This is a genomic window from Pseudomonas helmanticensis, assembly GCF_900182985.1.
Classification (GTDB): Bacteria; Pseudomonadota; Gammaproteobacteria; order Pseudomonadales; family Pseudomonadaceae; genus Aquipseudomonas; species Aquipseudomonas helmanticensis.
The window spans coordinates 2,644,927-2,668,735 of record NZ_FXUY01000001.1 but is presented as its reverse complement, the minus strand read 5'-3'; the positions used below and the strand labels follow the sequence as shown (position 1 = coordinate 2,668,735).

Here is a 23,809-nt window from a genome sequence, read left to right as displayed (position 1 = left end):
TCCTCCATCAATTGCCGAGTTGACCGCTGGTGTCGGCGTCGAAGCGTCGCTTGGCCTGATCAGCTGCCGGTTTCAACGCCGCGAGCAATGCCGCTTCGCCGTGCAGCTGCATGACCCCGAATGCTTTCGGCGTCGGTTCGATCGGGATCAGCACATCCTCACCGTCGCCATGCAGCCAGATCGCGACAACGTGCAGCGCCGAGACGAACAGCACGCGCAGTTCGACGGTTTTGCCCTGGAGCTGCGGTGCTTGTTCCGCCAGTTTCAGCGCACCTACCGCAGCGGCGGCGTGATCGCCATGGTTCAACGAGGCGAACTCGACATGCCCGCGAACCTCGGCCAGTTGCGCATCGGCAATCGTTACGCCATCGGCAAACACCAAATAATGCCAGTCGCCGATTCGCGCATCCTTCAGACCTTTGCCATTGCTCAGGTCATCCAGACTGAGCGAATAGCCCCGATAAGCTTCGCTGAGGCTGATCTTCGCCGGCGCCGCATTGGCGAACTGCCGATTGGCACCAAAACCCTGGGTTTGCAGCGCGGCTTGCAGCGCCGGGCGCAAAGTCTGTACGCCGTTGGAAGGCGCCTTTGGATAAGTCAGTTGCATGATGTCGCCCTCCTAGTTTTTCACGGTGAAGTAGGTATGAGTCCAGTTGCCGCCGCCGTTGTAAGCACGGGGAAAGGCATTCAGCGCACGCGTCGAATAGCCGTAGATCGAGTCGGCGACCAAAACGTAATCGCCGTTGGTGCCGTAGATCGTCAGGAAATGCGCGCCGCCGCCGTACCAGGCGCAGCGCAGACCGACCGGGCGGCCCATGCTGATCTGGTTCTGGATGGCCGACATCTGCAGCGAACCCTGATTCATGCCGTTGTAGCTGCGGGTGGTTTGCAGAGCGGAATCCAGGTAGCCGTAGACGTTGCACGGCCCCGGCTGATTGCAGCAGTTACGGTCCAGCTGGGTGCTGGCGACACCGCACTGAGTCCAGTTGCCGGTGCCGTAATAGTTGCCGACCGAGGCGGAAACGGCGGCCCAGCACCAGTTGGTCTGAGTCTGTTGCTGCATGTTGAAGTTGAGACTGCCAGCGGCGAGAGCGCTGATTTTTTCAGCCGCTTCGACCTCGACCAGTTGCGGGTCGAGCAATCGGCCAAGCAGACATCCTGGCAGTGTCTCGGCGGTAAAGTGTGTTGCTTCAGTGGTTATCATTTTTCAATCCTCCATGAATGAAAACAAGCGTCCAGCTTGTGTGGGGGTTGCGGTATTACAGAGCGATCGGCGTTAAAGGGTTGCCATCTCCGATGGCGGGTGCCGATCTCCTTGCTCGATGTAACCCTAGTCATGGATATGCGTTTGTGCAAATAAATAAATGCATTTATGCATTTTCAAGGTCGAAAGATCGCAGCCTGCGGCAGCTCCTACGGGGTTTGTGCAGGCGCTGCGGCAGGCTGCGATCTTTTGATTTTGCTATTAGCCCTCGGTCTTCTTCTCGGCCGAATCCAGCTCTTTCAACCGCTGATCAATCAACTGGCACTTGTCCGGCAAATCCGCACTGGCGGTGCCCAGATCCATCTTCTGCAACTCGGCATTGATCTCCTTGGCCTTGGCCGGATTCTGTTCGGTGAGCTTGGCAACTTCCTTGGCCAGTTGTTCGCGTTTGGCGGTGGCCTCTTCCGGCGTACAGGCCCAGACGGGCAGGGCGCAGGCAAGAGTGGCGGCGAGAGTGAGCTTGATCAGGGTTTTCATGGGGAGGGCCTCAGTTCCGGTTAAGGCGGGTTAACCGGTTGATGGCTGAAGCTGACGAAAAGTTCAGAATCTGTGGGGGTGAGCTTCCTCGCGAAAGCGTCGTGTCAGGCGCTATCAATGTTGAATGAGGCGTCGTCTTCGCGAGCAAGCGCGCTCCCCCAAAAGGCACTCAGTTTGCGTGACAGCAACTGGACTTTGTCGCTCCCTCGTACCGATCATGATGCCGAACCCATTCCATGATCTCGTCTTCATTCCTGCCCTTGGGCGTGAGGTCGAGGTAGTTGTAGGCGCCGACCAGCATGTCGAGACCACGGGCATAGGTTGAATAGGTATGGAAGATGTCGCCATTTGCGTCGCGATAGAACACGCTCAGCCCGGGCATTTCTTCCTCGGCACTGTCAGTTTTTTCGTAGTTGTAGGTAGCCGTTCCCGCCGCGACATCGTCGGCACGGGCGCACACGCCGAAGTCATAGTTGAAGTCGCAGCCTTCTGACGACACCCAGTCGAATTTCCAGCCCATCCGTTGTTTGAACGCCTGAAACTCGTTGAATGGCGCATGGGATACAGCCACCAGCGCAATGTCGTGATGCGCCAGATGCTGGTTGGCGCCGTCGATGTGGTCGCTGAGGAACGAGCAGCCCTGACAGCCTTCCTCCCAGTCCTTGGCAAACATGAAGTGGTAAACCACCAATTGGCTGTGTTCACCGAACAGGTCCGCGAGTTTCAGTTCGCCGTTCGGACCCTGGAAATGGTAGTCCTTGTCGACTTTTACCCATGGCAACGCACGGCGTGCGGCGCTGAGGCGGTCGCGTTCCTTGGTGAAGGCTTTTTCGTCGGCGAGATGTTGTTTGCGGGCGGCGAGCCATTCTTCGCGCGATACCACCGGATGATTCTCAACGTTCATGATGATTTCTCCTGCGGGGTTGAAACCGTCTGTTTCAGATTAGTCGTTTAACCCTCCGGCAAATCGACAGACCGCCGGTCGGTCGTCGCGCAACATGCGGCTGAACGGCTGCGAGCAGCTCCGGTCACAACCTATGAACGCGCCATAAATCACGCGCACCGGAGGTTGAATCAGGATGACGACTTATAACTGGGATTTGATTGAGCGCTTGCTGCATGAAGTGCAAAACAGCGCCGGCCATAGTTTTGCCCCTCGTGCCTACGCCGAAGACTACGCCGCAGCGAAAGCCAGCGCCGGCGAGCCGATCGACAACCTTGACCATCTGAAAACGCTGGCCTGCGACTATGAACGCTTGCTGTTGTTGCGTGGCTACATCGCACCGCGTCCGGATGAAGAGGGCAGCACCGGCAACAATTTTGTCCTGACGCCACGCGGTTCGAGCCTGCTGAGCCTGATCGACAGCAGCATTCCCGGCAATGACCATCCGCGTCAGGTGCTGGATGAGCAGGAAGATGCGCTGGCCGAGGCGACATTTGACCAAGTGGCCTCAAAAGCCCAGATCGCCTGATCCTCCACAGGGCAAAAGATCGCAGCCTTCGGCAGCTCCTACAGAGATCGGTGTAGGAGCTGCCGAAGGCTGCGATCTTTTGATCTTCTAATTCTGCTTCGCGGCCTTGAGGCATTTGAGGTCATTGAAGTCCTTACGCACCCCCTCGATCTTCTTCAACAACCGCTGCCGCTGTTGCGGCGTACTCTCGGCCATTAAATCCACCGCCAGCGCGCGCGCCTGCGCTTCAGTATCGGCGTAGGCCTTGCGGTAATCGGCTGTCCACAAGCTTTCGCGATTGACCAGCAGCGTCTCGATTCTCTTTGGGAATTCGGGACTTTTGCGCTGCGCCACGGCGGCGCTGAATTGCTTCTGCCAATGCTCACGGTTGGCGATCCATTGGGTGTTCTGATCACCCAAAGCGGTCGACCAGGCCATCACTCGTTGTTCCTGAGTTGCGCTCAATGGTCCGAGCCAGTCGTTCAAGCGCTTGTCCATGCGTGCGCCGCGCTCGGCGATTTGTTGATTCAGCGGGGGCTTGAGGTATTCCTGCTGGCGTTTGCGCAAATCCTTGGCAAACGCATCATTCATTTCGGCCACCTGCTTGTCGTCCAGGCCTTGCAGCAATTCGATGGCCGACGGGGTGATTTCCTTCGCGGTTTCGGCGATGGCTTTTTTGGCCTCCGCCGTACGCGCCTGCAGTGCGGCGTCGGTGACCTGATTGCTCTCGACCATCGTTTGCAGGCGATCGAGCCAATCGAGATAGCCCGGCAGTTGCGTGGTGCAATGCCAAGTGAGGTGTTCCTTGAGACGCTCGTTGAACCAGTCTTTCTGCTCGCCGTTCATGTCCACGTAGTCGCTGAGCGTCCAGGGAATGATCACGTCGAGGTTGCGATAGGCGAGGCCGACACGGCTGCAGGCGCCGAGGGCGAGGGTAAAGGTCAGCAGAACGGCAATGTGTTTGAACCAGCGAGACATGGGCGAATCCTTGCGTTGGCCTGGCTTCGAAAGTCTGATTCTTATGTGATGCAGGATGCGCGCGGCAGTTCAGCCGATCAATAGAACGCGCGTTCGGCCTTGAGGGTGACGAGGCCGTCGCACTGGCTGTTGTGCCCGGAATAGGCCGAGCAATCGCTGCCGCTGAGGCTGGAGTTGCTGTAGATCAGGTCAAGGTCGACGCCCATGAACGGCCGCGACAGTTGTACTGACCAATCGGTGAAACTGCTGACATAACCACCGTCCACGGCGACTGGCGTGTTCAATTGGTGGGTGGTGTATTTCATGCTGACGCCAATGCCGAACGGCTGATTGCCGCCAAGGTCGGCAAACAGGGTGTTGTTCTGTTTATCCGGGTCGTTGCTCAAAGCCACGCCGAAACGACTGCCAAGCAGGGTCAGGCCACCGAACAGCTCCTGGCTGTCGAGGGTTTCCACGCTGGGATAGCTGTAGTGGATCATGCCGACTTCGTAGCCGAGGGTTTGATCGAAGGGTTGTTTAAAACCGACGTAGGAATCGATTTCGAGATTCTTGCCCGGCGTGATGCCCATGCTCGGTGCGTATTGGCCGACATAGAGGCCGCTGTCGTGGCTCAGATCGAGGCCGCCATGAAACGACCCGGCCGCCGAGGGTTTGACCAGGCCCTGGGCCATGCTGCGCGTTGGCGTGGTGCCGAGCTTGAGGTCGAAGTCGCCCATTTCACGCTGGAAAACCTGCGCGTGTGCGGTCGTACCGGCCAGCAGGCCAACGAGTAATAAACAGGATGTTTTGCGCATGCGTCACTCCATGAACAGCGAGCGCAGGACGGCGGGCCTGCTGAAACGCTTGATCCAGACGCGTGCAAGGATACCGGCGAATGTTCGGCATTGATGGCCGTTCGTCGATTTTCAGAATTTTTGGTATTTGATTTGTTTAAGCGGGGAGGGTGTTTCGCGGTGCCAGTCCAGGCGCTTCGAAGCTCAAAGCGCCTCTGGACGGGTGTAAAACCGGGTGTTACTTCTTGCCCAGGCTGATCTGCTTGGACGGGCCGAACGTCTGGCCACTGACGCCTTTGGCAATTTGCTGGATCTCGCCGCCGGACTTGAGGAACGCTGCGATCTGATCGTTGATCGATTCGCTGGTTTCAACGGCTGGAGCTGGCTTTGCTTTGCTGGTGGATGCTTTTACACGCATGGCGGCCATTAACCTGTAGAAAAGTAACTCGGCCAGGCATCGTACAGGAATAACTTGACAATTGCTTGGTAAATATCCCCCGGAATAACCAAGCGGCGTGCTGCATTATTCTCGATTAAATATTCGAAATAACCCGCTAACCTGCTGTTTTAAATAAGAACACTAATGAATCCTGGCGGTGTGGCAATCTGTCGCGAGGGCGCATAACCGACTGACGGGCGGCAGCGCCGTGATGGTGATCAAGGAAATTCAAGGCTTTGCGCGGATTTCCCGCAAAGCGCCGATCAGCCGGCGAACCTTGCAGGCAAAACCGGGTAGAATGCCGCCCACGCAATGAGGGTTCTGGAAATGGCTTTAGTCGGGCGTTACAACAGTTTGCAAGTGGTTAAACACACTAACTTCGGTTTATATCTGGACGGCGGTGCCGACGGCGAAATTCTTTTGCCCAACCGTTATATCCCTAAAGATATTCCCAGCGAAGATGAAGACTGGCTCAACGTATTTGTTTACCTGGACAGCGAAGACAAACTTCTCGCTACCACTGAAAAACCAAAAGTTCAGGTCGGTGAATTTGCCAGCCTGAAAGTTGTTGAAGTCAACAGCATCGGCGTGTTCCTCGATTGGGGTTTGCCGAAGGATCTGTTGCTGCCGTATTCCGAAGAGAAACGGCAGATGACCGCCGGCGAATACTGCGTGGTGCACGTCTATCTCGACAAGCACACCCGCCGCATTACCGCCACCGCGCGGCTGGATCGCTACCTCGACAAGACCCCGGCCAACTACAGCCAGGGCCAGGAAGTTGACCTGCTGGTTGCCGAAGCCACCGAGATGGGTTTCAAGGCGATCATCAACAACAAGCACTGGGGTTTGATCCACAAGAACGAAATCTTCAAGTTCATGCGCGCCGGCATGAGCGAGAAGGGCTACATCAAGGAAGTGCGTGCCGACGGCAAGATTGCCCTGAGCCTGCAACCGGTTGGCCAGGAAGCGGCCAGCAGCCTGAACTCGAAGATCCTCGCCAAGTTGCGTGACAACAGCGGCACCCTGCCGGTCAGCGACAAGAGCGATCCGGCGCTGATCAGCAGCCTGTTCGGCGTCAGCAAAGGCAACTTCAAGAAGGCCATCGGTGCGCTGTACAAGGAAGGCAAGATCGTCATCCACGCCGATCGCATTGAACTAACCTGAGCCACCGCTGGCCCGATGTAGGAGCTGCCGCAGGCTGCGATCTGTTGATCTTGTCTTTTAAAAGCAACATCAAAAGATCGCAGCCTGCGGCAGTTCCTACATGAGGAAGCTGCTATGAAGAAGGCACTGATTGCCTATGTTGCAACGCTGCTGACGTTTCTGCTGCTCGACGGCATCTGGCTCGGCCTGCTGATGGCGCCGACCTATCGCGAGCTGCTCGGTTCGCTGATGCTGGAAAAACCGCTGCTGGTGCCCGCAGCGGTTTTTTATTGCCTGTATGTTTCCGGTTGCGTGGTGTTTGTGGTGCTGCCGGCGCTGAGTTGGCAGCGGGCGGCGAAGATGGGCGCGTTGCTCGGGCTGGTGGCGTATGGCACGTACGACCTGACCAATTGGGCGACGCTGCGCGGCTGGTCAGTGCAGGTGACGTTGCTGGATTGGGCGTGGGGGACGTTTGCCACTGCGCTGGCCTGTACCGTCGGGTTTTTGTTGGCGAGGCGGTTTGCTGGAGCTGATCTAACCCGCGTCGATTGAACTGACGCCATCGCTGGCAAGCCAGCTCCCACAGGGTTTGGTGTTGAATAAACAATCAGTGAGCAACCCGTTCACTGTGGGAGCTGGCTTGCCAGCGATTGGCGGCGCAGCCGACAGCCATTCAACCCTGACGCCACTGAAGAACTGAATGTCTTTTTCAGACGGCTTTTTCCGTCTGACTGATTGATAATCCCCGCACTGTTATTGACCATTGGATGGCCTGCCATGTTGTGTGTGTTCGAGGTGTTGCGGTGAGTGTCGATCGGCGTAACGCCGACCGTTTTGCCTTGCAGGTGATGATCGGCTTGTGCCTGATCTGGGGCGTGCAGCAAGTGATGATCAAGTGGGCCGCGCCGGACATTGCACCCGTGATGCAGGCTGCCGCGCGTTCGGGGATTTCCGCGTTGCTGGTCGGGCTGTTGATCTGCTGGAAGGGCGGCTGGGATCAGGTCGGCAACACTTGGCGCGGTGGTTTGCTCGCCGGTGCGCTGTTCGGTCTGGAGTTCTTCTTCATTGCCGAAGGCCTGCAGCTGACCACTGCCGCGCATATGTCGGTGTTCCTCTACACCGCACCGATTTTTACCGCGTTGGGGGTGCACTTTCTGTTGGCCAGCGAGCGCCTGCGGCCGGTGCAATGGCTGGGCATTCTGCTGGCGTTCATCGGTATCGCGATAGCTTTCGCCGGCGGCGTGTCGTGGGACAACCTCGACCGGCGCATGCTGCTGGGCGACGCCTTCGGTGTATTGGCCGGTGCCTGTTGGGGCGCGACCACCGTGGTGGTGCGTGCCTCGCGGCTGTCGGAAGCGCCGGTGACATTGACCCTGTTCTATCAGTTGATCGTCGGCTTCGTCGGCCTGCTGTTGATCGCACTGTTCAGCGGTCAGATTACCCACGTCAGTCTGACGCCCGTGGCCGTGGCCAGTGTGCTGTTCCAGGGGCTGGTCGTATCGTTCTTCAGTTATCTGGTCTGGTTCTGGCTACTGCGGCGTTATCTGGCGGCCAACCTGGCGGTGTTTTCCTTCATGACGCCGTTGTTCGGCGTCACTTTCGGCGTGTTGCTGCTCGGCGAACAACTGACCCTGAACTTCGTCGTTGGCGCAGTGCTGGTGCTGCTCGGCATCACCTTTGTCAGCGCCGAGCAGTGGGTACGTCGGCGTTTGCGCAAAGCGCTCGGCCAGCACTGACCGATTGCATCGCCAGGCCGCCGGCAATCAGCAAACCGCTGCCGGCGATCACCAACGCCGGATGCAAACTGCCGCTGTAATGACTGCTCAGTGCCGCCAGTAAGGGGCCGCTGAGTTGACCGACGGCGAAGCAGGCGGTGAGCATGCCGGCATTGCGCTGGGTGGCGTGCGGCGCCAGCTCTCGCGAGCGCTGCATCACCAGTTGCATGCACGCAAGGAACGGCGTGCCGCAAAGAATTACGCCCAGTGCCAGACCGAGGCCACTGCCCAGCAGACAGGCAAACACCCCGGCGGCTTGTAGCCATAGTGTCGCCGTCAGCCAGTGCCGTGTGGTCTCAGGGTCATGTCGGCGCAAGCTCACCAGCAACACGCCGATCGCCGCACCCAAACCAAAGCACGGCCAGAACAGGTCGGCCTGCCATTGCCCGTGAAACTGCGCATTGGCCATTTGCGAAAGAAACGTCGCCGGGATGATGTAACCCACGCCATACAGCCCATAGATCAGTGCCAGACGGCCGATACCGCGATGCGACGGACTGACGTGAGCTGCGACGACTGATGCGGCGGCGACCGGTTGCGGAAGAATTCGCCACACCCCGAGCAGCATCAGCAATGCGGCCACGGCATAAATCAGCCACAACGTCGCCGAGGTCTGCTGCAGCAGATGTGAGACCAGCGCCAGCAAGCCTGTGAGAAAAATCCCCAGACCCGGTCCGGCAAATACCAGCGCACCCAGCCTCGGACGACCGGCTGCCGCCGCCAGCGGCTGACTCAACGATGTGATCATCACCAACACCCAGGCACTCGCCACCCCGGTGCCGAAGCGCAACACCAGGTGCGACCAGAACCCGTCAGCCCAGAACGATGCCAGCGTCAGCAGCACGCACAACCACAGCCCACCGTGCAGCCGACGCAGCACTTGCTGCGGGCGATGCGCGAACATTGCATCCACCGCGCCCAACAGGTAACCGAGGTAGTTGGCTGCGGCAATCAGACCGGCGGCAGTCAGGTCGAACTGGCCTTCGCTGAGCAGGTGCGGCATTTGCGGGGTGAGGGCGAAACGCCCGATGCCCATGGCCATCATCAGGGCGACGAAGCAGGCGCACAGGCGCGTCAGTGGTGACATGGTCGGATTTCCGTAGAAAGCTGTAATGACCGTCAGGCTAGGACTGATTGACTTTCTTTAAAATTGAATAATAGTGAGTAACTTGTTCTGTTTTGGAGAAAGTTGTGGAGTTCAGCCAACTGCGGATTTTTCAGGCCGTGGCCGAGGAGGGTTCGATTACCCGCGCCGCCGAACGCCTGCACCGGGTGCCGTCGAATCTGTCGACTCGGCTCAAACAGCTCGAAGAGCAACTCGGCGTCGAACTGTTCCTGCGCGAGCGTCAGCGCTTGCAGCTATCGCCGGCGGGCAAAGTCCTGCTGGACTACACCGGCAAACTGTTTGCATTACGCGATCAGGCCAGTGCGGCAGTGATGGGGGGACAGCCGGCGGGGGATTTTGTCCTTGGCACCATGTACAGCACGGCGGCGATTCATTTGCCGGCGTTGCTGGCGCGCTATCACAAGGCGTATCCGGCGGTGAATCTGCAAGTGCAGTCGGCGCCGAGCGGTGAGTTGCTCGAAGGTCTGCTCACCGGGCGGCTGGATGCGGCGCTGGTGGATGGCCCGCTGGAATTGGCCGGCCTCGATGGCGTGTCGTTGTGCGAGGAGCGGCTGGTGCTGATCACTGAAATCGATCATCCGCCAGTCACGAGTGCCCGGGATGTGGAGGGGCGTTCGGTGTTCACCTTTCGTCGCGGCTGCTCCTACCGCATGCGCCTGGAAGCGTGGTTTGCGCATTACCACGCGTCGATGGGCCGGGCGATGGAGATCGAGTCGTATCAGGGCATGCTCGCCTGCGTGATTGCCGGCAGTGGCGTGGCGCTGATGTCGGAGTCGATGCTCGCCAGTCTGCCGGGGCGCGATAGCGTCGCGGTGCATCCGTTGGCCGAGCCATTCGTGGGTGCGACAACGTGGCTCATGTGGCGCAAGGGCATGGTCGGCGCCAACCTGAACGCCTGGGTTGAGGTGCAGCAAGCGGTCTATCCTGCGGCTCAGATCGAAACCCGCGAAACAGCGTGAACCAATGCCAGCGGACTCTGTTCAATTCAGTAACAGATCATTGCGGATTTGGCCGAGCATTGCGTAGGACTTCGGACTATTATCAGTGCGAAGCGGCCTCAGAATTCCGGCCGCTCAGCACCACCCTGAAGGGGGCATGACGATGAAAGAGAAAATTCAAAACTGGCTGCATGATTTGGGTGTTGCCCTCGGCTTGATCGAACCGCCTCTGCAACCTGTACCGATCCGCACGGACGACGAACAGCGTCGGCGCCAGCCTCGTCGGCGGTAGTGCATAAATAAAAGATCAAAAGATCGCAGCCTGCGGCGGCTCCTACACGGATCAATGTAGGAGCTGCCGCAGGTTGCGATCTTTTGCTTTCAGTGCCGACCAATCTCAAGCAAGAACCTGCTCAAGTCATTCGCGGTCCTCGCGGTCTTGAGCATGCGGTCTTCCTCGGCGGTGAACGCCGTCAGTCCGAATTCATCTTCCAGATGAAAGATCAGATCCTCGATATCGGCTTTCTCCAGACCCAATTGCACCAGGCTGGTGTGGTCATTGAATTCGCGGTTTTCCAGCAGGCGGCGGATGAACCGGTGCACGGCGGCACGCACGGCAGCTCTTCTCATGGCAGATATTTCTGATAGTTGTTCTGCTTGAGTGAAGCAGGCCTCAGGCGTGCCCGCGCAACCATTCGTCAATCATCGAGCGCAAACGCTCTCCGGCAAAACTGCCGAAATGCCCGCCATGCACGGTGCGGATCGGCAACGCCTGCAAACGTCGCAGACTGGTGGCGTAATCCTGCAGATTGGAATGGTAGGCGTCTTCGATCAGCGGCCCGTCGTAGATGATGTCGCCGCTGAACAGGGTTGCAGTCGCCGCCTCGTACAGGCTGATCCCGCCCGGCGAGTGCCCCGGCGTGTGCAGCACTTGCAGCGTGCGATTGCCCAGATCGAGCACATCGCCGTCCTCGACAAACCCGGTCGCGGGCGCGGCTCTGACCCGGTATTCGGCGTAGCACAACGGGCAATCCGGATGCGCCTCGAACATGTCGTCACCGACGAAGGCGCGGCTCAGATCATTCTCGCCATCCGGCGCCGCAAGGATGTCCGCTTCGGCGCGATGCACCAGCCGCTCGTCAAACTCATGATGCCCGGCGATGTGGTCGAAGTGGCAATGGCTGGCGACTGCCACCAATGGCCGTTCGGTAATCCACGGCAACTGCTCGCGCAGGCTGACCAGCCCCGAACCGCTATCCAGCAAAAGGTCTTTGTCGCGGCCTTGAATGTGCCAGAGGTTGCAACGGTAGAACGGGCGGATATACGGCTCGTGAATCAGCCGAATGCCATCGCCCAAACTCTGCACTTCAAACCACTGATCGCGCGAAACGATCTTCATATTCACTTTTCTCCAGACGAAAAAAACGGGTGTGGCAACCGACGCCACACCCGTCGAAGAAAGCATCAAGTCGTTACATCAAAGCTTAGATCGCACTCGCCACTGTCGCCGGGCGCGGGGAGATCAGGCTGACCACCACGAAACTCACCAGACCCACAGCGAGGCTGTAGTAGATCGGCGTGTTCGCATCCAGACCGTCCTTGAACATGAACAGCAACGCCGTGGCAAAGCCCAGACCCATGCTGGCGATGGCGCCGGCCGTGGTCGCGCGTTTCCAGAAGATCGCCCCCATCAGCGGGATCAGCATGCCGCCCACCAACAGGTTGTAGGCGAGGGTCAGGGCGCTGATCACATCGTTCACCACCAGCGCGATACCCAGCACGACCACACCGGTGAGCAGGGTGAACAGGCGGTTGATGCGCAGGCTCGACGGTTTGCCGCCACGCAGTTTCGGCAGCAGGTCTTCAGTCAGGGTGGTGGCCGCAGCGAGCAGGCCGGCGCTGGCGGTGGACATCATCGCCGCGAGTGCGGCAGCGATCACCAGACCACGGATGCCGTCCGGCAGCGACAGTTTGACGATGGCGGCGAAGGCGTTGTTGACGTTGTCCAGATCCGGGATCAGCACGTGAGCGGCCATGCCGATCAGCGCGCAGGCGAGACCGTAGACGATGCAGTAGACGCCCGCGATGCTGCCAGCGTACTGCGCGATTTTGGCGGTTTTGACGGTGAACACCCGTTGCCAGATGTCCTGACCGATCAGGATGCCGAAGAAGTAGATCATGAAGTAGGTGATGATCGTGTCCCAGCCGATGGTGGTGAAGCTGAAGGCAGTCGCCGGCAGTTTCAGCACCAGTTCGTCCCAACCGCCAACGCGGTACAGGCAGATCGGCAACAGGATGAACATCAGGCCCACGGTCTTGATGATGAACTGGACGATGTCGGTCAGGGTCAGCGACCACATGCCGCCGATTGCCGAGTACACCACCACCACGCCACCGCCGAGCAATACCGAGATCCAGAACGGCAGGCCGAACAGCACTTGCAGCACGGTGCCGATGGCCAGAATCGAGGTCACGCCGATCATCAGCGCGTAGGCCAGCATGATTGCCGCGCTCGCCGAGCGGGCCATCGGGTTGTAGCGTTTTTCGAGGACCTGGGTAACGGTGTAGATCTTCAGTTTCAGCAGCGGTTTGGCGAGGAACAGGTTCAGCGCGACGATGCCGCAACCGAGTGCCGCGCACAGCCAGAAACCGGAAATGCCATGCACGTAACCCAGGCGCACGGTGCCGACGGTGGACGCGCCACCGAGTACGGTCGCGGCCATGGTGCCCATGTACAGGCTTGGGCCAAGGTTACGACCGGCAACGAGAAAGTCCTCGTTGGTCTTGGCCTTGCGCATGCCGAAATAGCCGAGCAAAAGCATGCCGGCGGCGTAGATGAGGACGACGAATAAATCCAAAGCCATGATGGCGTGTCTCCGATTGTCTTTTTTATGTGGAACGCTGAATCGAATGTCTCTCTGTGGCGAGGGAGCTTGCTCCCGCTGGGCTGCGAAGCGGCCCCAAACCCTGCAACCGAGTTTCTTCAGTGAAACTCAACCGCTGATTTGCGACTGCTGCGCAGTCGAGCGGGAGCAAGCTCCCTCGCCACAAAAACTCCAATCCTTCAAATTTCTGTGCAGATCAGGCGGCCTGACGCAGTTCAGGTTTTTCTATGACTTGGCTGCGCACATCCTTCGGGCCGAACACTTCCCGGGGTTCCGGGAACAGGCTCAGCAGCGTCAGGTACACCACCGAAGCCAGGCCCAAGGTCACCGGCAAGCTGATGTCGATGCCGCCGGCCATTTCACCCAGCGGGCCAACGAACTGCCCCGGCAAGTTGACGAAGCACAAGCCAACCGCCGCGCTCGGGATCCACGCACCCAGACCGCGCCAGTTCCAGCCGTGGCTGAACCAGTAGCGTCCGCCCTGTTCGCCGCGCGTGAACACTTGCAGGTCATCCGGGCAATAGAAGCCGCGACGCACCAGCAGACCGATGATCATGATCACCATCCATGGCGTGGTGCAGGTGATGATCAGCACGGCGAAGGTCGACACGCTCTGCACCAGGTTCGCGGCAAATCGGCCGATGAAGATGAAGGCAATCGACAGCACGCCGATCAGCAACGTCGCTTTCACTCGCGAGAGAACACGCGGGAACACGCTGGACATGTCCAGCCCGGTGCCATACAGCGACGTGGTGCCGGTGGACATGCCGCCGATCACCGCAATCAGGCACACCGGCAGGAAGAACCAGCTCGGCGACACCGCCAGCAAACCGCCGACATAGTTGTTCGCCGCGATGTAGTCCGGCGCCTTGATCGCGACGATGGTCGCGGTGGTCAGGCCGAACAGGAACGGGATGAACGTGGCGATCTGCGACAGCACCACCGCTGCCATGATCCGCTGCTTGGAGGTGTCACGCGGGATGTAGCGTGACCAGTCACCGAGGAACGCACCGAAGGAAATCGGGTTGCTCATCGCCACCAGCGCAGCGCCGATGAACGCGGCCCAGAAGCCCGGCTGACCGAGGTTCACCGTACCGGCGTAGTTCACATCGAAAGGACCGGCGAAGGCGAAGATGCCCAGCAGGAATAACAGGCTGGCGCTCCACACCGCGATCTTGTTCACCCACAGCAAAAAGCGGAAGCCGTAGATGCACACGGTCAGCACCAGGATCGCGAACAGACCGTAGGCCAGGCCCAGGGTCAGGTCGGTTTCCGGCAGACCGATCAGGCGTTTTGCACCACCGATCAGCGCATCCCCCGAACTCCACACCGAGAGCGAGAAAAACGCGATAGCGGTCAACAGCGACAGGAACGAACCGACGATTCGCCCGTGCACGCCGAAGTGCGCACCCGACGACACGGCATTGTTGGTGCCATTGAGCGGGCCGAACAGGCCCATCGGTGCGAGGATCAGCGAGCCGAGCAGCACGCCCGACACAATCGCCCAGACGCCGGCCTGAAAAGACAGACCGAACAGCACCGGGAAACTGCCGAGCACGGCGGTGGCAAAGGTATTCGAACCGCCGAAGATCATCCGGAACAAGTCCGTCGGGCCTGCGCTGCGTTCGTGGTCCGGGATCTGTTCGACCCCGTGGGTTTCAATTTGCGTAAGGCTTTGGTCGTTGTTGTTGTTATTCATGATCTGCTCCGATCATAAAGGCGCGCTCATCGTGCGTGAGCGTCACCTGTCTTGGCTAAGGGGATGGCAGCCCTTCCGGCATTGCGGACAAATGTTCGTGGCAGGCCAGCCAATGGCCTTGTTGTTCTAGGCTCGACGCTTGTTTCTTGAAAACAATCGTCTCGCGCTCCTGGCTGAAGTGTTGCTCCCCTTGCATGCGCAGCTCGGTGGCCACGTCATGGATGAAAATCGCCACGTCACCTTGCAGGCTGACGAAGGCGTTTCTCGAGGTGCACGCAAGCACCTCGAAGCCATCCTCGGCGCGCCAGCTGTCCCACAAGGCCTGATAGGCATCGCGCGACAGCAGCGGCTGTTCGAGGGTGTAGAAGACGAAACTTGCATCGGCGCTGAACGCGCCGAAATAAGCTTCGCGATCGTTACGGGCAAACGCGGACACCAGTTCGGCGGCCGCTTGCAAAACCTGATCACGTTCGTTCATGACCCGACCCTCAGCGATGGACCACGCCAGGCAGTACGCAGAGCATTTCGTACAGCAGGTTGGCGGCCAGCAGCGAGGTGTTGCCGGAGGTGTCGTAAGCGGGCGAGACTTCTACCAGATCGCAACCGATCAGGTCGAGGCCTTGGCAGCCACGAACGATTTCAATTGCCTGAATGGTCGTCAGACCACCGATTTCCGGGGTGCCGGTGCCCGGTGCCCAAGCCGGATCGATGCCGTCGATGTCGAAGCTCAGATACACCGGACCGCCGCCGACTTTCTCGCGAACTTCAGCCATCAGCGGCGCCAGCGACTTGTGCCAGCACTCTTCGGCTTGTACGACGCGGAAGCCCTGATCGCGGCTCCAGTTGAAGTCATCAGCGGTGTAACCCTGGGCGCGCAGACCGATCTGCACGACGCGATCGCAATCGAGCAGACCTTCTTCAACCGCGCGACGGAAGGTCGTACCGTGGGCGATTTTCTCGCCGAACATGTGATCGTTGACGTCAGCGTGGGCATCGATGTGCACCAGACCGACCTTGCCGTGTTTCTTGTGAATCGCCCGCAGGATCGGCAGGGTGATGGTGTGGTCGCCACCCAGGGTCATCGGGATCACGTTGTGCTCGAGGATGTTGTCGTAGGCTTCTTCGATGATGCGCACGGCGTCGAGCAGGTTGAAGGTGTTGATCGCCACGTCACCGATGTCGGCCACGGCCAGCGAGTCGAACGGCGCAGCGCCGGTCGCCATGTTGTACGGGCGGATCATCACCGATTCGGCGCGGATGTCGCGTGGCCCGAAGCGGGTGCCGGGGCGCAGCGAAGTCCCGATGTCCAGTGGCACGCCTACGAAGGCAGCGTCCAGGCCGGCAGCGGTCGGTACATGGGGGAGTCGGAGCATGGTGGCGATGCCGCCGAAGCGCGGCATTTCGTTGCCGCCCAGTGGTTGGTGAAGAATCTTGTCCACGGGTAAGGCCTCATCGTCTTTGTTTTATTTATGTCGGCGCGCCGTACAGCACAGGTTCGGGCGCCGCTGTGGGGCCGATGATGCGAAATGTAGTGCGGGGAAAGAATCGCTACGGGCAAAAACTTAGTTCAGATTTTTCTAAACTAATGCCAGACTTCTACACCTGCTCGTTCCCATGCTCCGCGTGGGAATGCATCCACGGACGCTCCGCGTCCAGCCGTACTCGCAGGTGACGCAGAGCGTCACGGGCTGCATTCCCACGCAGAGCGTGGGAACGATCCTTGGAGTAGACATGGCCAACGCTTTACCCGACCTGAAACTGTTGCGCATCTTCGTCAGCGTCGTGCGTCATCAGGGTTTCGCCAACGCCCAGCAGGAACTCAACCTGTCGACCTCGGCGATCAGCACCTACATGAGCCAGCTCGAAGCCGCGCTCGGCCTGGTGCTGTGTCATCGCGGGCGCGGCGGGTTCAGCCTGACCAGCAAGGGTGAGCTGTTCCATCAGGAAACCCTGCGCCTGCTCGCTGAACTCGAAGGTTTCGAGCAATACGCCGCCGCGCTCAAGGGCGAACTGCGCGGCACGCTCAACCTCGGGGTGATCGACTCCACGGTCAGCGACAAGGCTCTGCCGTTCGCCGAAGCCATCGGCGGTTACAGCCAGGAACACCCGGCGGTGCATTTGCATTTGTCGGTGATGAGCCCGTACGAACTGCAACTCGGCGTGCAGGACAACCGCCTCGATCTGGCCATCGGCGCGTTTTCCACGCGCATGAGCGGTCTGGTGTACATGCCGCTGTACCGCGAACAACACTGGTTGTATTGCAGCAGCCGGCATCCGTTGTTCAACGAGCGGCGTATTCCCGAGCAGGTCATCACCCAGCAACGCATGGTCGGGCGCGGTTACTGGAGTCAGGCGGAACTGGCCCGGCACGGCTTCAAACACAGCGCCGCGACGGTGGAGAGTATGGAGGCGCAGCTGATTCTGGTGCTGTCCGGCGCCTACATCGGTTATTTGCCGGAGCATTACGCTCAGGCGTGGGCCGACAAGGGCGACTTGCGTGTGTTGCTGCCGGCGACCTTCGGCTATCAGGCGCCATTCTCGATGATCATGCGCCGTGGTCGCAGCCGCGAACCGCTGATCCAGACGTTCCGTGATTTGCTCAAAGCTCAGCTCAATCAGGCTTAGCGTGTAGGAAAAAGAAGTATGTCCAGACCGCAATGCCCGCGCTGCCTGCGCCCACAAACCCATTGCCTGTGCCCGCTGATCCCGCGCCTCGACAGCCGCACGCGGGTGTTGCTGTTGCAGCATCCGAGTGAGGTCAATCATGCGCTGAATACTGCGCGGTTGGCGGCGCTCGGGTTGAGTAATGCCGAGCTTATTGTCGGTGAAGTATTCGAAGATTTGCCGGCGCTGCTCAATCAGCCAGGGTATCGCGCGCGGTTGTTGTTTCCCGCCGATGATGCGCAGCCGATGCAGACTTATGGCGAATCAGATGAGCCGCTGTTGCTGGTGGTGCCGGACGGCACGTGGCGCAAGGCGCGCAAGATGCTCCACCTCAATCCGCTGCTGGCGGCGTTGCCACGGGTGACGCTGGCCGAAGGTGGCGTGTCGCGCTATCGCTTGCGCAAGGCACCGGGGCCGGGCGCGTTGTCGACGATTGAAGCGATTGTGCAGGCGTTGCAGGAATTGGAAGCGCCGGCGTCATTCGAGCCGTTGCTCAAGCCGTTCGAGGCGTTGATCGAGGGGCAGATTGCGGCGATGGGGGAGGAGACCTTCCAGCGTAATCATGGCGACAGATGATCGTTCCCACGCTCTGCGTGGGAATGCATCCAGTGACGCTCTGCGTCACTGTCGCGAAGGGACGCGGAGCGTCCCGGGCGGCGTTCCTGCGCGGAGCGTGGGAACGATCATTCGCTAGCGCTCGCGCATCGCCTCGGTCCGCGCTTTCAGCACGGGTTTGAGCAGGTAATCCAGCACGCTCTTCTCCCCGGTAATAATGTCCACCGTCGCCACCATCCCCGGAATGATCAGCAGTGGTTTCACATCCCCGCCCAAATGGTTTTTATCGGTGCGCACCTGAATCAGGTAAAAACTGTTGCCCTTGTCATCGGTGATCGTGTCAGCCCCGATCAGCTCAAGCTTGGCGCTCAGTCCGCCATAAATCGTGTAGTCATAAGCGCTGAACTTGACCATGGCTTTCTGGCCCGGATGCAGGAACGCGACGTCCTGCGGACGCACCTTGGCCTCGATCAACAGATTGTCTTCCAGCGGCACGATTTCGACCATGTCGCTGCCTGGCTGCACCACACCACCGATGGTGTTGACCTTCAATTGCTTGATCACGCCATGCACCGGCGAGGTCACGGTGGTACGACTGACGCGGTCGTCGATGGCGATGCTGGAGGCGGTGATCTTCGACAGGTCGGTGCGTTTCTGATTGAGGTCCTTGGCCGCGTCGGAGCGGAAGGTCTGTTCCGATTCGTCGATCTTGCTCTTGATCTCGTTGATCGCCGATTCCGCCCGGGGGATCGCCAGCGTCGTCGCGTTCAGCGAGCCACGAATCTCCACTGCGCTGCGCTTGAGCCGCAGGATTTCCACTGGCGATACCGCGCCGGTGCCAACCAGCGGCGCCGACATGTTCATCTCTTGTTGCAGCAACGCGAGGCTGGAGCTGAACTGGCCTTGCTTGGAGCGAAATTCGGCCAGCTCCTGAGTTTTCTGCCGTAGCTGTTCGGTGAGGGTGCGTTGCTCACTGGCCAGTCGGCGCTGGCGCTGGTCGTACAGCGAACGTTCGTCCTCGGCGACTTGTGGGGCCTTGGCGATTACCTCGTCGGAGAGCTTGAATGGTCGCCCTTCGGCCTCTGCCGAGAGCCGTTCAACCTGCGCGGTCAGCGCATAGCGATCGGCCTCGCTTTCACCCTTGTTCGACAGAAAACGCGTGTCATCCAGACGCAACAGCTTGTCGCCCTTGTTCACCATTTGCCCTTCACGCACGAAGATTTCGGTAACGATGCCGCCCTCAAGGTTCTGGATCACCTGAACCTTGCTCGACGGAATCGCCTTGCCTTCGCCCATGGTCACTTCTTCGAGCACGGCGAACTTGGCCCAGACCAACGCGCTGATCAACAGCGCCGCCGCCAGCCACACGGTAATCCGCGACCAGCGCGGCGAGTCCTGCAACGAGGCGCCGGCAGTTTCCGGCATGAATTCGGCTTCGGCGCTTTTGCCGAAACTGTCGAAGTAGCCGCGTGATTTGCTATCGGAGGAAGCAGGCATGGGGCAACTCCTAGACCGCCGCCGAGCCGACGCGGCCCTTGCGCAGTGCATCGATGACCGCTTCTTTCGGACCATCGGCGACGACCCGGCCGTTGTCCAGCACCAGCAAACGATCCACCAGACTCAGCATCGAGGTGCGATGGGTGACCAGCAGCAGCGTCTTGCCTTGCACCCAGCCATGCAGCCTCTGCCGCAGTTGGTCTTCGCTGCTGTTGTCCATGGCGCTGGTGGGTTCGTCGAGCAGCATGATCGGCGGATCGAGCAACAAGGATCGTGCGAGCAACACCGCTTGACGCTGGCCACCGGAGAGCAATTGCCCACGCTCGCCAACCGGCCGGTCAAAGCCTTGCGGATGCTGGCGGGCAAGTTCGGTGACGCCGGTCAGCTCGGCCACTTCCAGCATCCGCGAATCGCTGACGTAGCGGGCACCGAGCGTGAGGTTGTCACGCAGGCTGCCGGCCAGCAGCGGCAGGTCGTGGGCGACATAACCGATCTGTTGGCGCAGGTCGGCGACATCCAGTTGCCGCAAGTCGAGGCCGTCGAGCAGCAACTGGCCTTCTTCCGGTTCGTAAAAACCCATGACCAGGCGCGCCAGGGTGCTTTTGCCGGAACCGCTGCGGCCAATGATGCCGACCCGTTCGCCGGCTTTCAGGCTGAACGTGACATTGCTCAGGGCCGGTGCATTCTGGCCGTTGTAATGGAAGGTCACGCCGTTGACGTCCAGCGCCCCCTGCAACTGCGTGCGCTCCAATGGCCGTTGTTTGCCGTCACGCTCCTGCGGCAGGGACATCAGCGCATCGGTACTTTTCATGGTCAGTTGCGCTTGCTGATAACGAGTGATCAGCCCGGCGATCTGCCCGAGTGGCGCGAGCACGCGGCTGCCGAGCATGTAACTGGCGACCAGCGCGCCGACGCTGAGGTTGCCGGCGATGATGCTGTAGACCCCGGCAACGATCGTCGCCATCCCCGAAAACTGCTGGATGAACAGCGTGCCGTTGGTGGCCAGCGCCGAGAGGTTGCGCGCATGGCTGTCGAGACGGGTGAGGGCGCCGTGGGTGCTTTCCCATTTGTGCTGGCGCTCGCTTTCAGCGCTGCAGGCCTTGAGGGTTTCCAGGCCGCCGAGGGTTTCGATCAGCACGGCCTGGCGTTCGGCACCGAGGCTCAGGCTTTTTTGCACGGTATCGCGCAGGCGCACCTGAATCACCAGGGCGAAGATGATCGTCAGCGGAAACGCCAGCAGCGGAATCACCACCAGCCAGCCACCGAGCAGGCCGATCACCACCAGCATCAGCACCACGAAAGGCAGGTCAATCAGGCTGGTCAGGGTCACTGCGGTGAGAAACTCACGCAGGCCCTGAAAATCATGAATGCTCTGGGCGAATCCGCCGATGGTCGCCGGCCGCGCCTTCATCGACATGCCGGTGATGCGCTCGAACAAAGTCGCGGAAAGGATCACATCGGTTTTCTTGCCAGCGGTGTCCAGCAGATGCGCGCGCACCACCCGCAGTACCAGTTCGAAACCAGTGCCGATCAGCAGCCCGATCGACAGCACCCACAGGGTCGAGGTGGCCTGGTTTGGCACCACGCGGTCGTAGGTCTGCATGACGAACAGCGGCACCATCAACCCTAAAAGGTTGATCAGGAAACTGGCGAGGATGGCATCGCTGTAGAGCCATTTCGACAGCTTCAGGGTGTCGCGAAACCACGCATGCACACGCGGCACCAGCGGCGAGCGCAGGTCTTCGAGTTCATGGCGCGGACGGGCAAACAAGGCTTGGCCGCTGTAGTGCTCAGTGAGTTCTTCGCGGCTGACCCATTGCTCGCCGCCATCGGCTTCGCTGGGCAGGATCAGTGCTTTGCCGTCGTCGCCAAAACGCCGCAACACCGCAGTGCGGCCGTCGTTGAGCAGCAACAGGATTGGTAGGTTGAGCGGCGAAATATCCTTCAGATCACGGCGCAAAATGCGCGCCTGCAACCCGGCCCGGGCGGCTGCGCGCGGCAGCAGATCCAGGCTCAGGCGTTGCTTGTTCAGGGGCAGCCCGGCACTCAGGCTGGCGCGACTGACGATCGCGCCATGCAGTTTGCAGAGGATCAACAGACCGTCAAGTAACGGATCATCGAAGCTCAGCCGCGGATCGATCCCGGCGTTACCGGGTTCCATGCTGGTCATATTGATCGCCTGTGGCGAGGGAGCTTGCTCCCGCTTGAGTGCGCAGCACTCACACTGTTGATCGTTCCCACGCTCTGCGTGGGAATGCCTCTAGGGACGCTCTGCGTCCAGTGACGCGGAGCGTCACGGGCTGCGTTCCCACGCAGAGCGTGGGAACGATCAAGATCGCTACTTCAGTTCAGGAAGGCGCGCTTCGTTTTTGACTTCGCTCGAGGCGATCGCATCGGCCGGCAGCACCACCCGTTGTTTGCTCAGCAACTGGCCCATGTTCGCCAGCACGCGGTACATCGAATATTCCTCGGTGTAGCGGATTTCGGTGTAGCGACGGTTGGCGTTGTAGAGCTCGTTTTCACTGTCGAGCAAGTCGAGCAGGGTGCGTTGGCCAAGGCCGAACTGATCCTGATACGCGGCGCGTACCCGCTTGGTGGTTTCAGCGTATTCGCGGGCGGTCGGGGTCTGCTTCTTCGCGTTGACCATGGCGTTCCACGCCAGGTGAATGTTCTCGTTGAGCTGGCGCAGGGCGTTGTTGCGGATGTCCATGGCCTGGTTGATCTGGTGCGCATCGGAGGCCAATCGCGCCTTGTCACTGCCGCCGCGGAACAGGTTGTAGTTCATGATCACGCCGACACGCCATTCGTTGTCGTGGCCTTCATCGCCTTGCACGTTGTTGTTCGCACCGACGGCCGCTTCGGCATCGAAGCGTGGATAGAACGGCGACTTGGCCACTTCGTACTGGCTCTCGGCCGACTGCACGTCAGCCTGCGCGGATTTCAGATACGGGTTGTTCTCGACCATGCTCTGCTGTGCTTCCGGCAGGCTGGTTGGCAATTCGCCACGGGTCGAGGCCGGTGCTTCCAGCTCGTCGGGCAGACGTCCGACCACGCTGTAGAAGTTCGACTCGGCGTCGGCCAGATCGACTTCGGCGGTGTCGAGGTTGTTCTGTGCCAGCGCTTTACGGGCGACCGATTGATCGGAGTCCGCCGTGCTGCCAATGCCGCGTTCGGTACGCAGACCGATCTGATCGTTGACGCGCAAATGCGCCTGCAGGTTGTTCTTCGCCAGGGTCACCAGTTCACGGCGCTTGAGCACTTCGAGATAGACCTCGATGGTGCGCAGGGCCAGATCCTGGGCGGTACCTTGCGCATAATAGGCGCGCGAATTGGACACGCCTTTGGTGCGCTCGACCTCGTTGGCGGTGTTGAAACCGTCGAACAGCATTTGCCGCAGCCGCAGTTCGGACTGGGTGTAGTTGAGAATTCGGGTGTCGTGGTTACCGAAGGCCCGGGTGTTGGTGTTATCGCTGTAGCCACGGCCATAAGCGGCGTTCAAATCGACGGACGGATAGAAGCCGCCCTTGGCGACTTTCACTTGTTCATCAGCCGACAGGCGGGCGTCCACGCGCGAAGCAAGTTCCGGGTGGGTGGCAATGGTGCTCTGGATGGCTTCGGTGAGGTTCATGGCCTGGGCTTGAGAAGTGCAAGCCATGGCCAGCAAAACCGCGCTGCAGAGGGGGGTTAGAACGCGCATGGGTGCATCTCCCTGAGTCCTGATGGTGCGTTACTGTCGCCAAATATTTGACGGAATTTTTAGGTGTAGGCGTTTCACTCTTGTAACAACAGAGCTAAGAACATCCTAGAGCGTAGCTAAGAAAAATTTTTCATAAGGCTTATGCCGAAAAAAACTTATGCGCTTTGTAAAATCCGGCACATTGTTCAGCACGAAAGCCTTTGTTTCATGCGCTTTAGGGAGCTCAAAAAGGCTTGAGGAAAGTTCCACTCACTTTGCGACATACGGCGAAGTACTGCTGAAGGGGAGGGACGCGTAGCGGTCGATGAGCGACAGATTTTTGTCACTCGGGTGATTCACCACCGTTACGTAGCGCTAGCAGGCGGGTTGTCTTGATCAGGGTTCACAAGTGCTTGATCGCACTTGAGTTTCCTTATCGGACAGACACTGCGAAACGAACTGTCGAGGG

General features: G+C 59.8%; 25 protein-coding genes. 8 read left to right on the top strand and 17 right to left on the bottom strand.

Features of this window, described 5'->3' with window-relative positions; genetic code table 11:
• Positions 1-7: 7 nt before the first annotated feature.
• From QOL84_RS11820 to QOL84_RS11805, 4 genes are all read right to left on the bottom strand, one after another.
• On the bottom strand, positions 8-607 hold the full coding sequence (locus QOL84_RS11820; RefSeq protein ID WP_129390657.1) for a hypothetical protein: 600 nt from the start codon (positions 605-607) through the stop codon (positions 8-10).
• Between the two features lie 12 nt (positions 608-619).
• Positions 620-1,204 (bottom strand): C39 family peptidase, encoded by a 585-nt coding sequence (locus tag QOL84_RS11815; protein WP_283437302.1) that lies wholly within the window; start codon positions 1,202-1,204, stop codon positions 620-622.
• Positions 1,205-1,465: 261 nt separating this feature from the next.
• Complete coding sequence (locus tag QOL84_RS11810) at positions 1,466-1,741, bottom strand: hypothetical protein (protein ID WP_129390663.1); 276 nt, start codon at positions 1,739-1,741, stop codon at positions 1,466-1,468.
• 169 nt (positions 1,742-1,910) lie between these two features.
• Positions 1,911-2,645, bottom strand: coding sequence for a DUF899 domain-containing protein (locus QOL84_RS11805; RefSeq protein WP_283437301.1), 735 nt, complete (start codon positions 2,643-2,645; stop codon positions 1,911-1,913).
• Positions 2,646-2,820: 175 nt separating this feature from the next.
• Between QOL84_RS11805 and QOL84_RS11800 the strand changes: the two genes are divergently transcribed.
• Positions 2,821-3,213 carry a transcriptional regulator gene (locus tag QOL84_RS11800; protein ID WP_283437300.1) on the top strand — a complete coding sequence of 131 codons (393 nt, stop codon included), beginning with the start codon at positions 2,821-2,823 and terminating at the stop codon, positions 3,211-3,213.
• An 87-nt stretch (positions 3,214-3,300) separates the two neighbouring features.
• Here QOL84_RS11800 and QOL84_RS11795 read toward each other — a convergent pair whose 3' ends face one another.
• The 3 genes from QOL84_RS11795 to QOL84_RS11785 all read right to left on the bottom strand — a co-directional run bounded on the left by QOL84_RS11795 (position 3,301) and on the right by QOL84_RS11785 (position 5,370).
• Positions 3,301-4,170 (bottom strand): DUF6279 family lipoprotein, encoded by an 870-nt coding sequence (locus QOL84_RS11795; protein WP_283437299.1) that lies wholly within the window; start codon positions 4,168-4,170, stop codon positions 3,301-3,303.
• A gap of 77 nt (positions 4,171-4,247) precedes the next feature.
• Entirely contained in the window at positions 4,248-4,964 is a 717-nt protein-coding gene (locus QOL84_RS11790) for a TorF family putative porin (protein WP_283437298.1), read from the bottom strand.
• Positions 4,965-5,181: 217 nt separating this feature from the next.
• Positions 5,182-5,370 (bottom strand): hypothetical protein, encoded by a 189-nt coding sequence (locus tag QOL84_RS11785; protein WP_016985943.1) that lies wholly within the window; start codon positions 5,368-5,370, stop codon positions 5,182-5,184.
• 339 nt (positions 5,371-5,709) lie between these two features.
• Here QOL84_RS11785 and QOL84_RS11780 point away from each other — a divergent pair, with 339 nt between their 5' ends.
• From QOL84_RS11780 to QOL84_RS11770, 3 genes are all read left to right on the top strand, one after another.
• Positions 5,710-6,546: a CvfB family protein gene (locus QOL84_RS11780; protein WP_129390679.1), complete on the top strand. Its 837-nt coding sequence runs from the start codon at positions 5,710-5,712 to the stop codon at positions 6,544-6,546.
• Positions 6,547-6,660: 114 nt separating this feature from the next.
• Complete coding sequence (locus QOL84_RS11775; RefSeq protein WP_283437297.1) at positions 6,661-7,077, top strand: DUF2177 family protein; 417 nt, start codon at positions 6,661-6,663, stop codon at positions 7,075-7,077.
• A 251-nt stretch (positions 7,078-7,328) separates the two neighbouring features.
• On the top strand, positions 7,329-8,261 hold the full coding sequence (locus QOL84_RS11770) for a DMT family transporter (RefSeq protein WP_129390685.1): 933 nt from the start codon (positions 7,329-7,331) through the stop codon (positions 8,259-8,261).
• Here QOL84_RS11770 and QOL84_RS11765 read toward each other — a convergent pair.
• Positions 8,206-9,387 carry an MFS transporter gene (locus QOL84_RS11765; protein ID WP_283437296.1) on the bottom strand — a complete coding sequence of 394 codons (1,182 nt, stop codon included), beginning with the start codon at positions 9,385-9,387 and terminating at the stop codon, positions 8,206-8,208. The two genes, QOL84_RS11770 and QOL84_RS11765, sit on opposite strands and share 56 nt — an antisense overlap.
• Positions 9,388-9,491: 104 nt before the next feature.
• Here QOL84_RS11765 and ptrR point away from each other — a divergent pair, with 104 nt between their 5' ends.
• The gene (ptrR, locus tag QOL84_RS11760; protein ID WP_283437295.1) at positions 9,492-10,385 is read left to right on the top strand and encodes a putrescine utilization regulator PtrR; all 894 of its coding nucleotides are present in this window, start codon (positions 9,492-9,494) and stop codon (positions 10,383-10,385) included.
• Positions 10,386-10,527: 142 nt separating this feature from the next.
• Positions 10,528-10,656 (top strand): PA1414 family protein, encoded by a 129-nt coding sequence (locus QOL84_RS11755; RefSeq protein ID WP_003184145.1) that lies wholly within the window; start codon positions 10,528-10,530, stop codon positions 10,654-10,656.
• Between the two features lie 89 nt (positions 10,657-10,745).
• Here the strand turns inward: QOL84_RS11755 and QOL84_RS11750 are convergent, their stop codons facing one another.
• The 6 genes from QOL84_RS11750 to speB form a co-directional block, all read right to left on the bottom strand.
• Complete coding sequence (locus QOL84_RS11750) at positions 10,746-10,994, bottom strand: acyl carrier protein (protein ID WP_158836264.1); 249 nt, start codon at positions 10,992-10,994, stop codon at positions 10,746-10,748.
• A gap of 43 nt (positions 10,995-11,037) precedes the next feature.
• Entirely contained in the window at positions 11,038-11,763 is a 726-nt protein-coding gene (locus QOL84_RS11745; protein WP_283437294.1) for an MBL fold metallo-hydrolase, read from the bottom strand.
• Positions 11,764-11,848: 85 nt separating this feature from the next.
• Positions 11,849-13,228 (bottom strand): sodium:solute symporter family protein, encoded by a 1,380-nt coding sequence (locus QOL84_RS11740; RefSeq protein WP_129390700.1) that lies wholly within the window; start codon positions 13,226-13,228, stop codon positions 11,849-11,851.
• Positions 13,229-13,445: 217 nt separating this feature from the next.
• Positions 13,446-14,948 carry a purine-cytosine permease family protein gene (locus tag QOL84_RS11735; RefSeq protein WP_129390704.1) on the bottom strand — a complete coding sequence of 501 codons (1,503 nt, stop codon included), beginning with the start codon at positions 14,946-14,948 and terminating at the stop codon, positions 13,446-13,448.
• Between the two features lie 55 nt (positions 14,949-15,003).
• Complete coding sequence (locus QOL84_RS11730) at positions 15,004-15,426, bottom strand: YybH family protein (protein WP_283437293.1); 423 nt, start codon at positions 15,424-15,426, stop codon at positions 15,004-15,006.
• Positions 15,427-15,436: 10 nt separating this feature from the next.
• A complete protein-coding gene (gene speB / locus QOL84_RS11725) occupies positions 15,437-16,387 on the bottom strand; it encodes an agmatinase (protein WP_129390710.1) in 951 nt (316 codons plus the stop codon).
• A gap of 292 nt (positions 16,388-16,679) precedes the next feature.
• Between speB and QOL84_RS11720 the strand changes: the two genes are divergently transcribed.
• Both QOL84_RS11720 and QOL84_RS11715 read left to right on the top strand, forming a co-directional pair.
• The gene (locus tag QOL84_RS11720) at positions 16,680-17,573 is read left to right on the top strand and encodes a LysR family transcriptional regulator (protein WP_053118206.1); all 894 of its coding nucleotides are present in this window, start codon (positions 16,680-16,682) and stop codon (positions 17,571-17,573) included.
• Positions 17,574-17,591: 18 nt separating this feature from the next.
• Positions 17,592-18,188, top strand: coding sequence for a tRNA-uridine aminocarboxypropyltransferase (locus tag QOL84_RS11715; protein ID WP_283437292.1), 597 nt, complete (start codon positions 17,592-17,594; stop codon positions 18,186-18,188).
• Positions 18,189-18,302: 114 nt separating this feature from the next.
• Here QOL84_RS11715 and QOL84_RS11710 read toward each other — a convergent pair whose 3' ends face one another.
• From QOL84_RS11710 to QOL84_RS11700, 3 genes are all read right to left on the bottom strand, one after another.
• A complete protein-coding gene (locus QOL84_RS11710) occupies positions 18,303-19,664 on the bottom strand; it encodes an HlyD family type I secretion periplasmic adaptor subunit (RefSeq protein WP_283437291.1) in 1,362 nt (453 codons plus the stop codon).
• A gap of 10 nt (positions 19,665-19,674) precedes the next feature.
• Positions 19,675-21,834, bottom strand: a complete 2,160-nt coding sequence (locus tag QOL84_RS11705; RefSeq protein WP_283437290.1) for a type I secretion system permease/ATPase — start codon at positions 21,832-21,834, stop codon at positions 19,675-19,677.
• Positions 21,835-22,002: 168 nt separating this feature from the next.
• A complete protein-coding gene (locus QOL84_RS11700; RefSeq protein WP_283437289.1) occupies positions 22,003-23,361 on the bottom strand; it encodes a TolC family outer membrane protein in 1,359 nt (452 codons plus the stop codon).
• Between the last annotated feature and the right edge of the window lie 448 nt (positions 23,362-23,809).

Bases quoted from the DNA above. Each gene is read 5' to 3' on its own strand.
- QOL84_RS11735 (WP_129390704.1), bottom strand. From the start codon at position 14,948: ATGAATAACAACAACAACGACCAAAGCCTTACGCAAATTGAAACCCAC.
- QOL84_RS11805 (WP_283437301.1), bottom strand. From the start codon at position 2,645: ATGAACGTTGAGAATCATCCGGTGGTATCGCGCGAAGAATGGCTCGCC.
- QOL84_RS11755 (WP_003184145.1), top strand. From the start codon at position 10,528: ATGAAAGAGAAAATTCAAAACTGGCTGCATGATTTGGGTGTTGCCCTC.
- QOL84_RS11750 (WP_158836264.1), bottom strand. From the start codon at position 10,994: ATGAGAAGAGCTGCCGTGCGTGCCGCCGTGCACCGGTTCATCCGCCGC.
- QOL84_RS11790 (WP_283437298.1), bottom strand. From the start codon at position 4,964: ATGCGCAAAACATCCTGTTTATTACTCGTTGGCCTGCTGGCCGGTACG.
- QOL84_RS11710 (WP_283437291.1), bottom strand. From the start codon at position 19,664: ATGCCTGCTTCCTCCGATAGCAAATCACGCGGCTACTTCGACAGTTTC.
- QOL84_RS11745 (WP_283437294.1), bottom strand. From the start codon at position 11,763: ATGAAGATCGTTTCGCGCGATCAGTGGTTTGAAGTGCAGAGTTTGGGC.
- QOL84_RS11765 (WP_283437296.1), bottom strand. From the start codon at position 9,387: ATGTCACCACTGACGCGCCTGTGCGCCTGCTTCGTCGCCCTGATGATG.
- QOL84_RS11800 (WP_283437300.1), top strand. From the start codon at position 2,821: ATGACGACTTATAACTGGGATTTGATTGAGCGCTTGCTGCATGAAGTG.
- QOL84_RS11730 (WP_283437293.1), bottom strand. From the start codon at position 15,426: ATGAACGAACGTGATCAGGTTTTGCAAGCGGCCGCCGAACTGGTGTCC.
- QOL84_RS11785 (WP_016985943.1), bottom strand. From the start codon at position 5,370: ATGGCCGCCATGCGTGTAAAAGCATCCACCAGCAAAGCAAAGCCAGCT.
- QOL84_RS11715 (WP_283437292.1), top strand. From the start codon at position 17,592: ATGTCCAGACCGCAATGCCCGCGCTGCCTGCGCCCACAAACCCATTGC.
- QOL84_RS11700 (WP_283437289.1), bottom strand. From the start codon at position 23,361: ATGCGCGTTCTAACCCCCCTCTGCAGCGCGGTTTTGCTGGCCATGGCT.
- QOL84_RS11820 (WP_129390657.1), bottom strand. From the start codon at position 607: ATGCAACTGACTTATCCAAAGGCGCCTTCCAACGGCGTACAGACTTTG.
- QOL84_RS11740 (WP_129390700.1), bottom strand. From the start codon at position 13,228: ATGGCTTTGGATTTATTCGTCGTCCTCATCTACGCCGCCGGCATGCTT.
- QOL84_RS11720 (WP_053118206.1), top strand. From the start codon at position 16,680: ATGGCCAACGCTTTACCCGACCTGAAACTGTTGCGCATCTTCGTCAGC.
- QOL84_RS11815 (WP_283437302.1), bottom strand. From the start codon at position 1,204: ATGATAACCACTGAAGCAACACACTTTACCGCCGAGACACTGCCAGGA.
- QOL84_RS11780 (WP_129390679.1), top strand. From the start codon at position 5,710: ATGGCTTTAGTCGGGCGTTACAACAGTTTGCAAGTGGTTAAACACACT.
- QOL84_RS11810 (WP_129390663.1), bottom strand. From the start codon at position 1,741: ATGAAAACCCTGATCAAGCTCACTCTCGCCGCCACTCTTGCCTGCGCC.
- QOL84_RS11775 (WP_283437297.1), top strand. From the start codon at position 6,661: ATGAAGAAGGCACTGATTGCCTATGTTGCAACGCTGCTGACGTTTCTG.
- QOL84_RS11795 (WP_283437299.1), bottom strand. From the start codon at position 4,170: ATGTCTCGCTGGTTCAAACACATTGCCGTTCTGCTGACCTTTACCCTC.
- QOL84_RS11705 (WP_283437290.1), bottom strand. From the start codon at position 21,834: ATGACCAGCATGGAACCCGGTAACGCCGGGATCGATCCGCGGCTGAGC.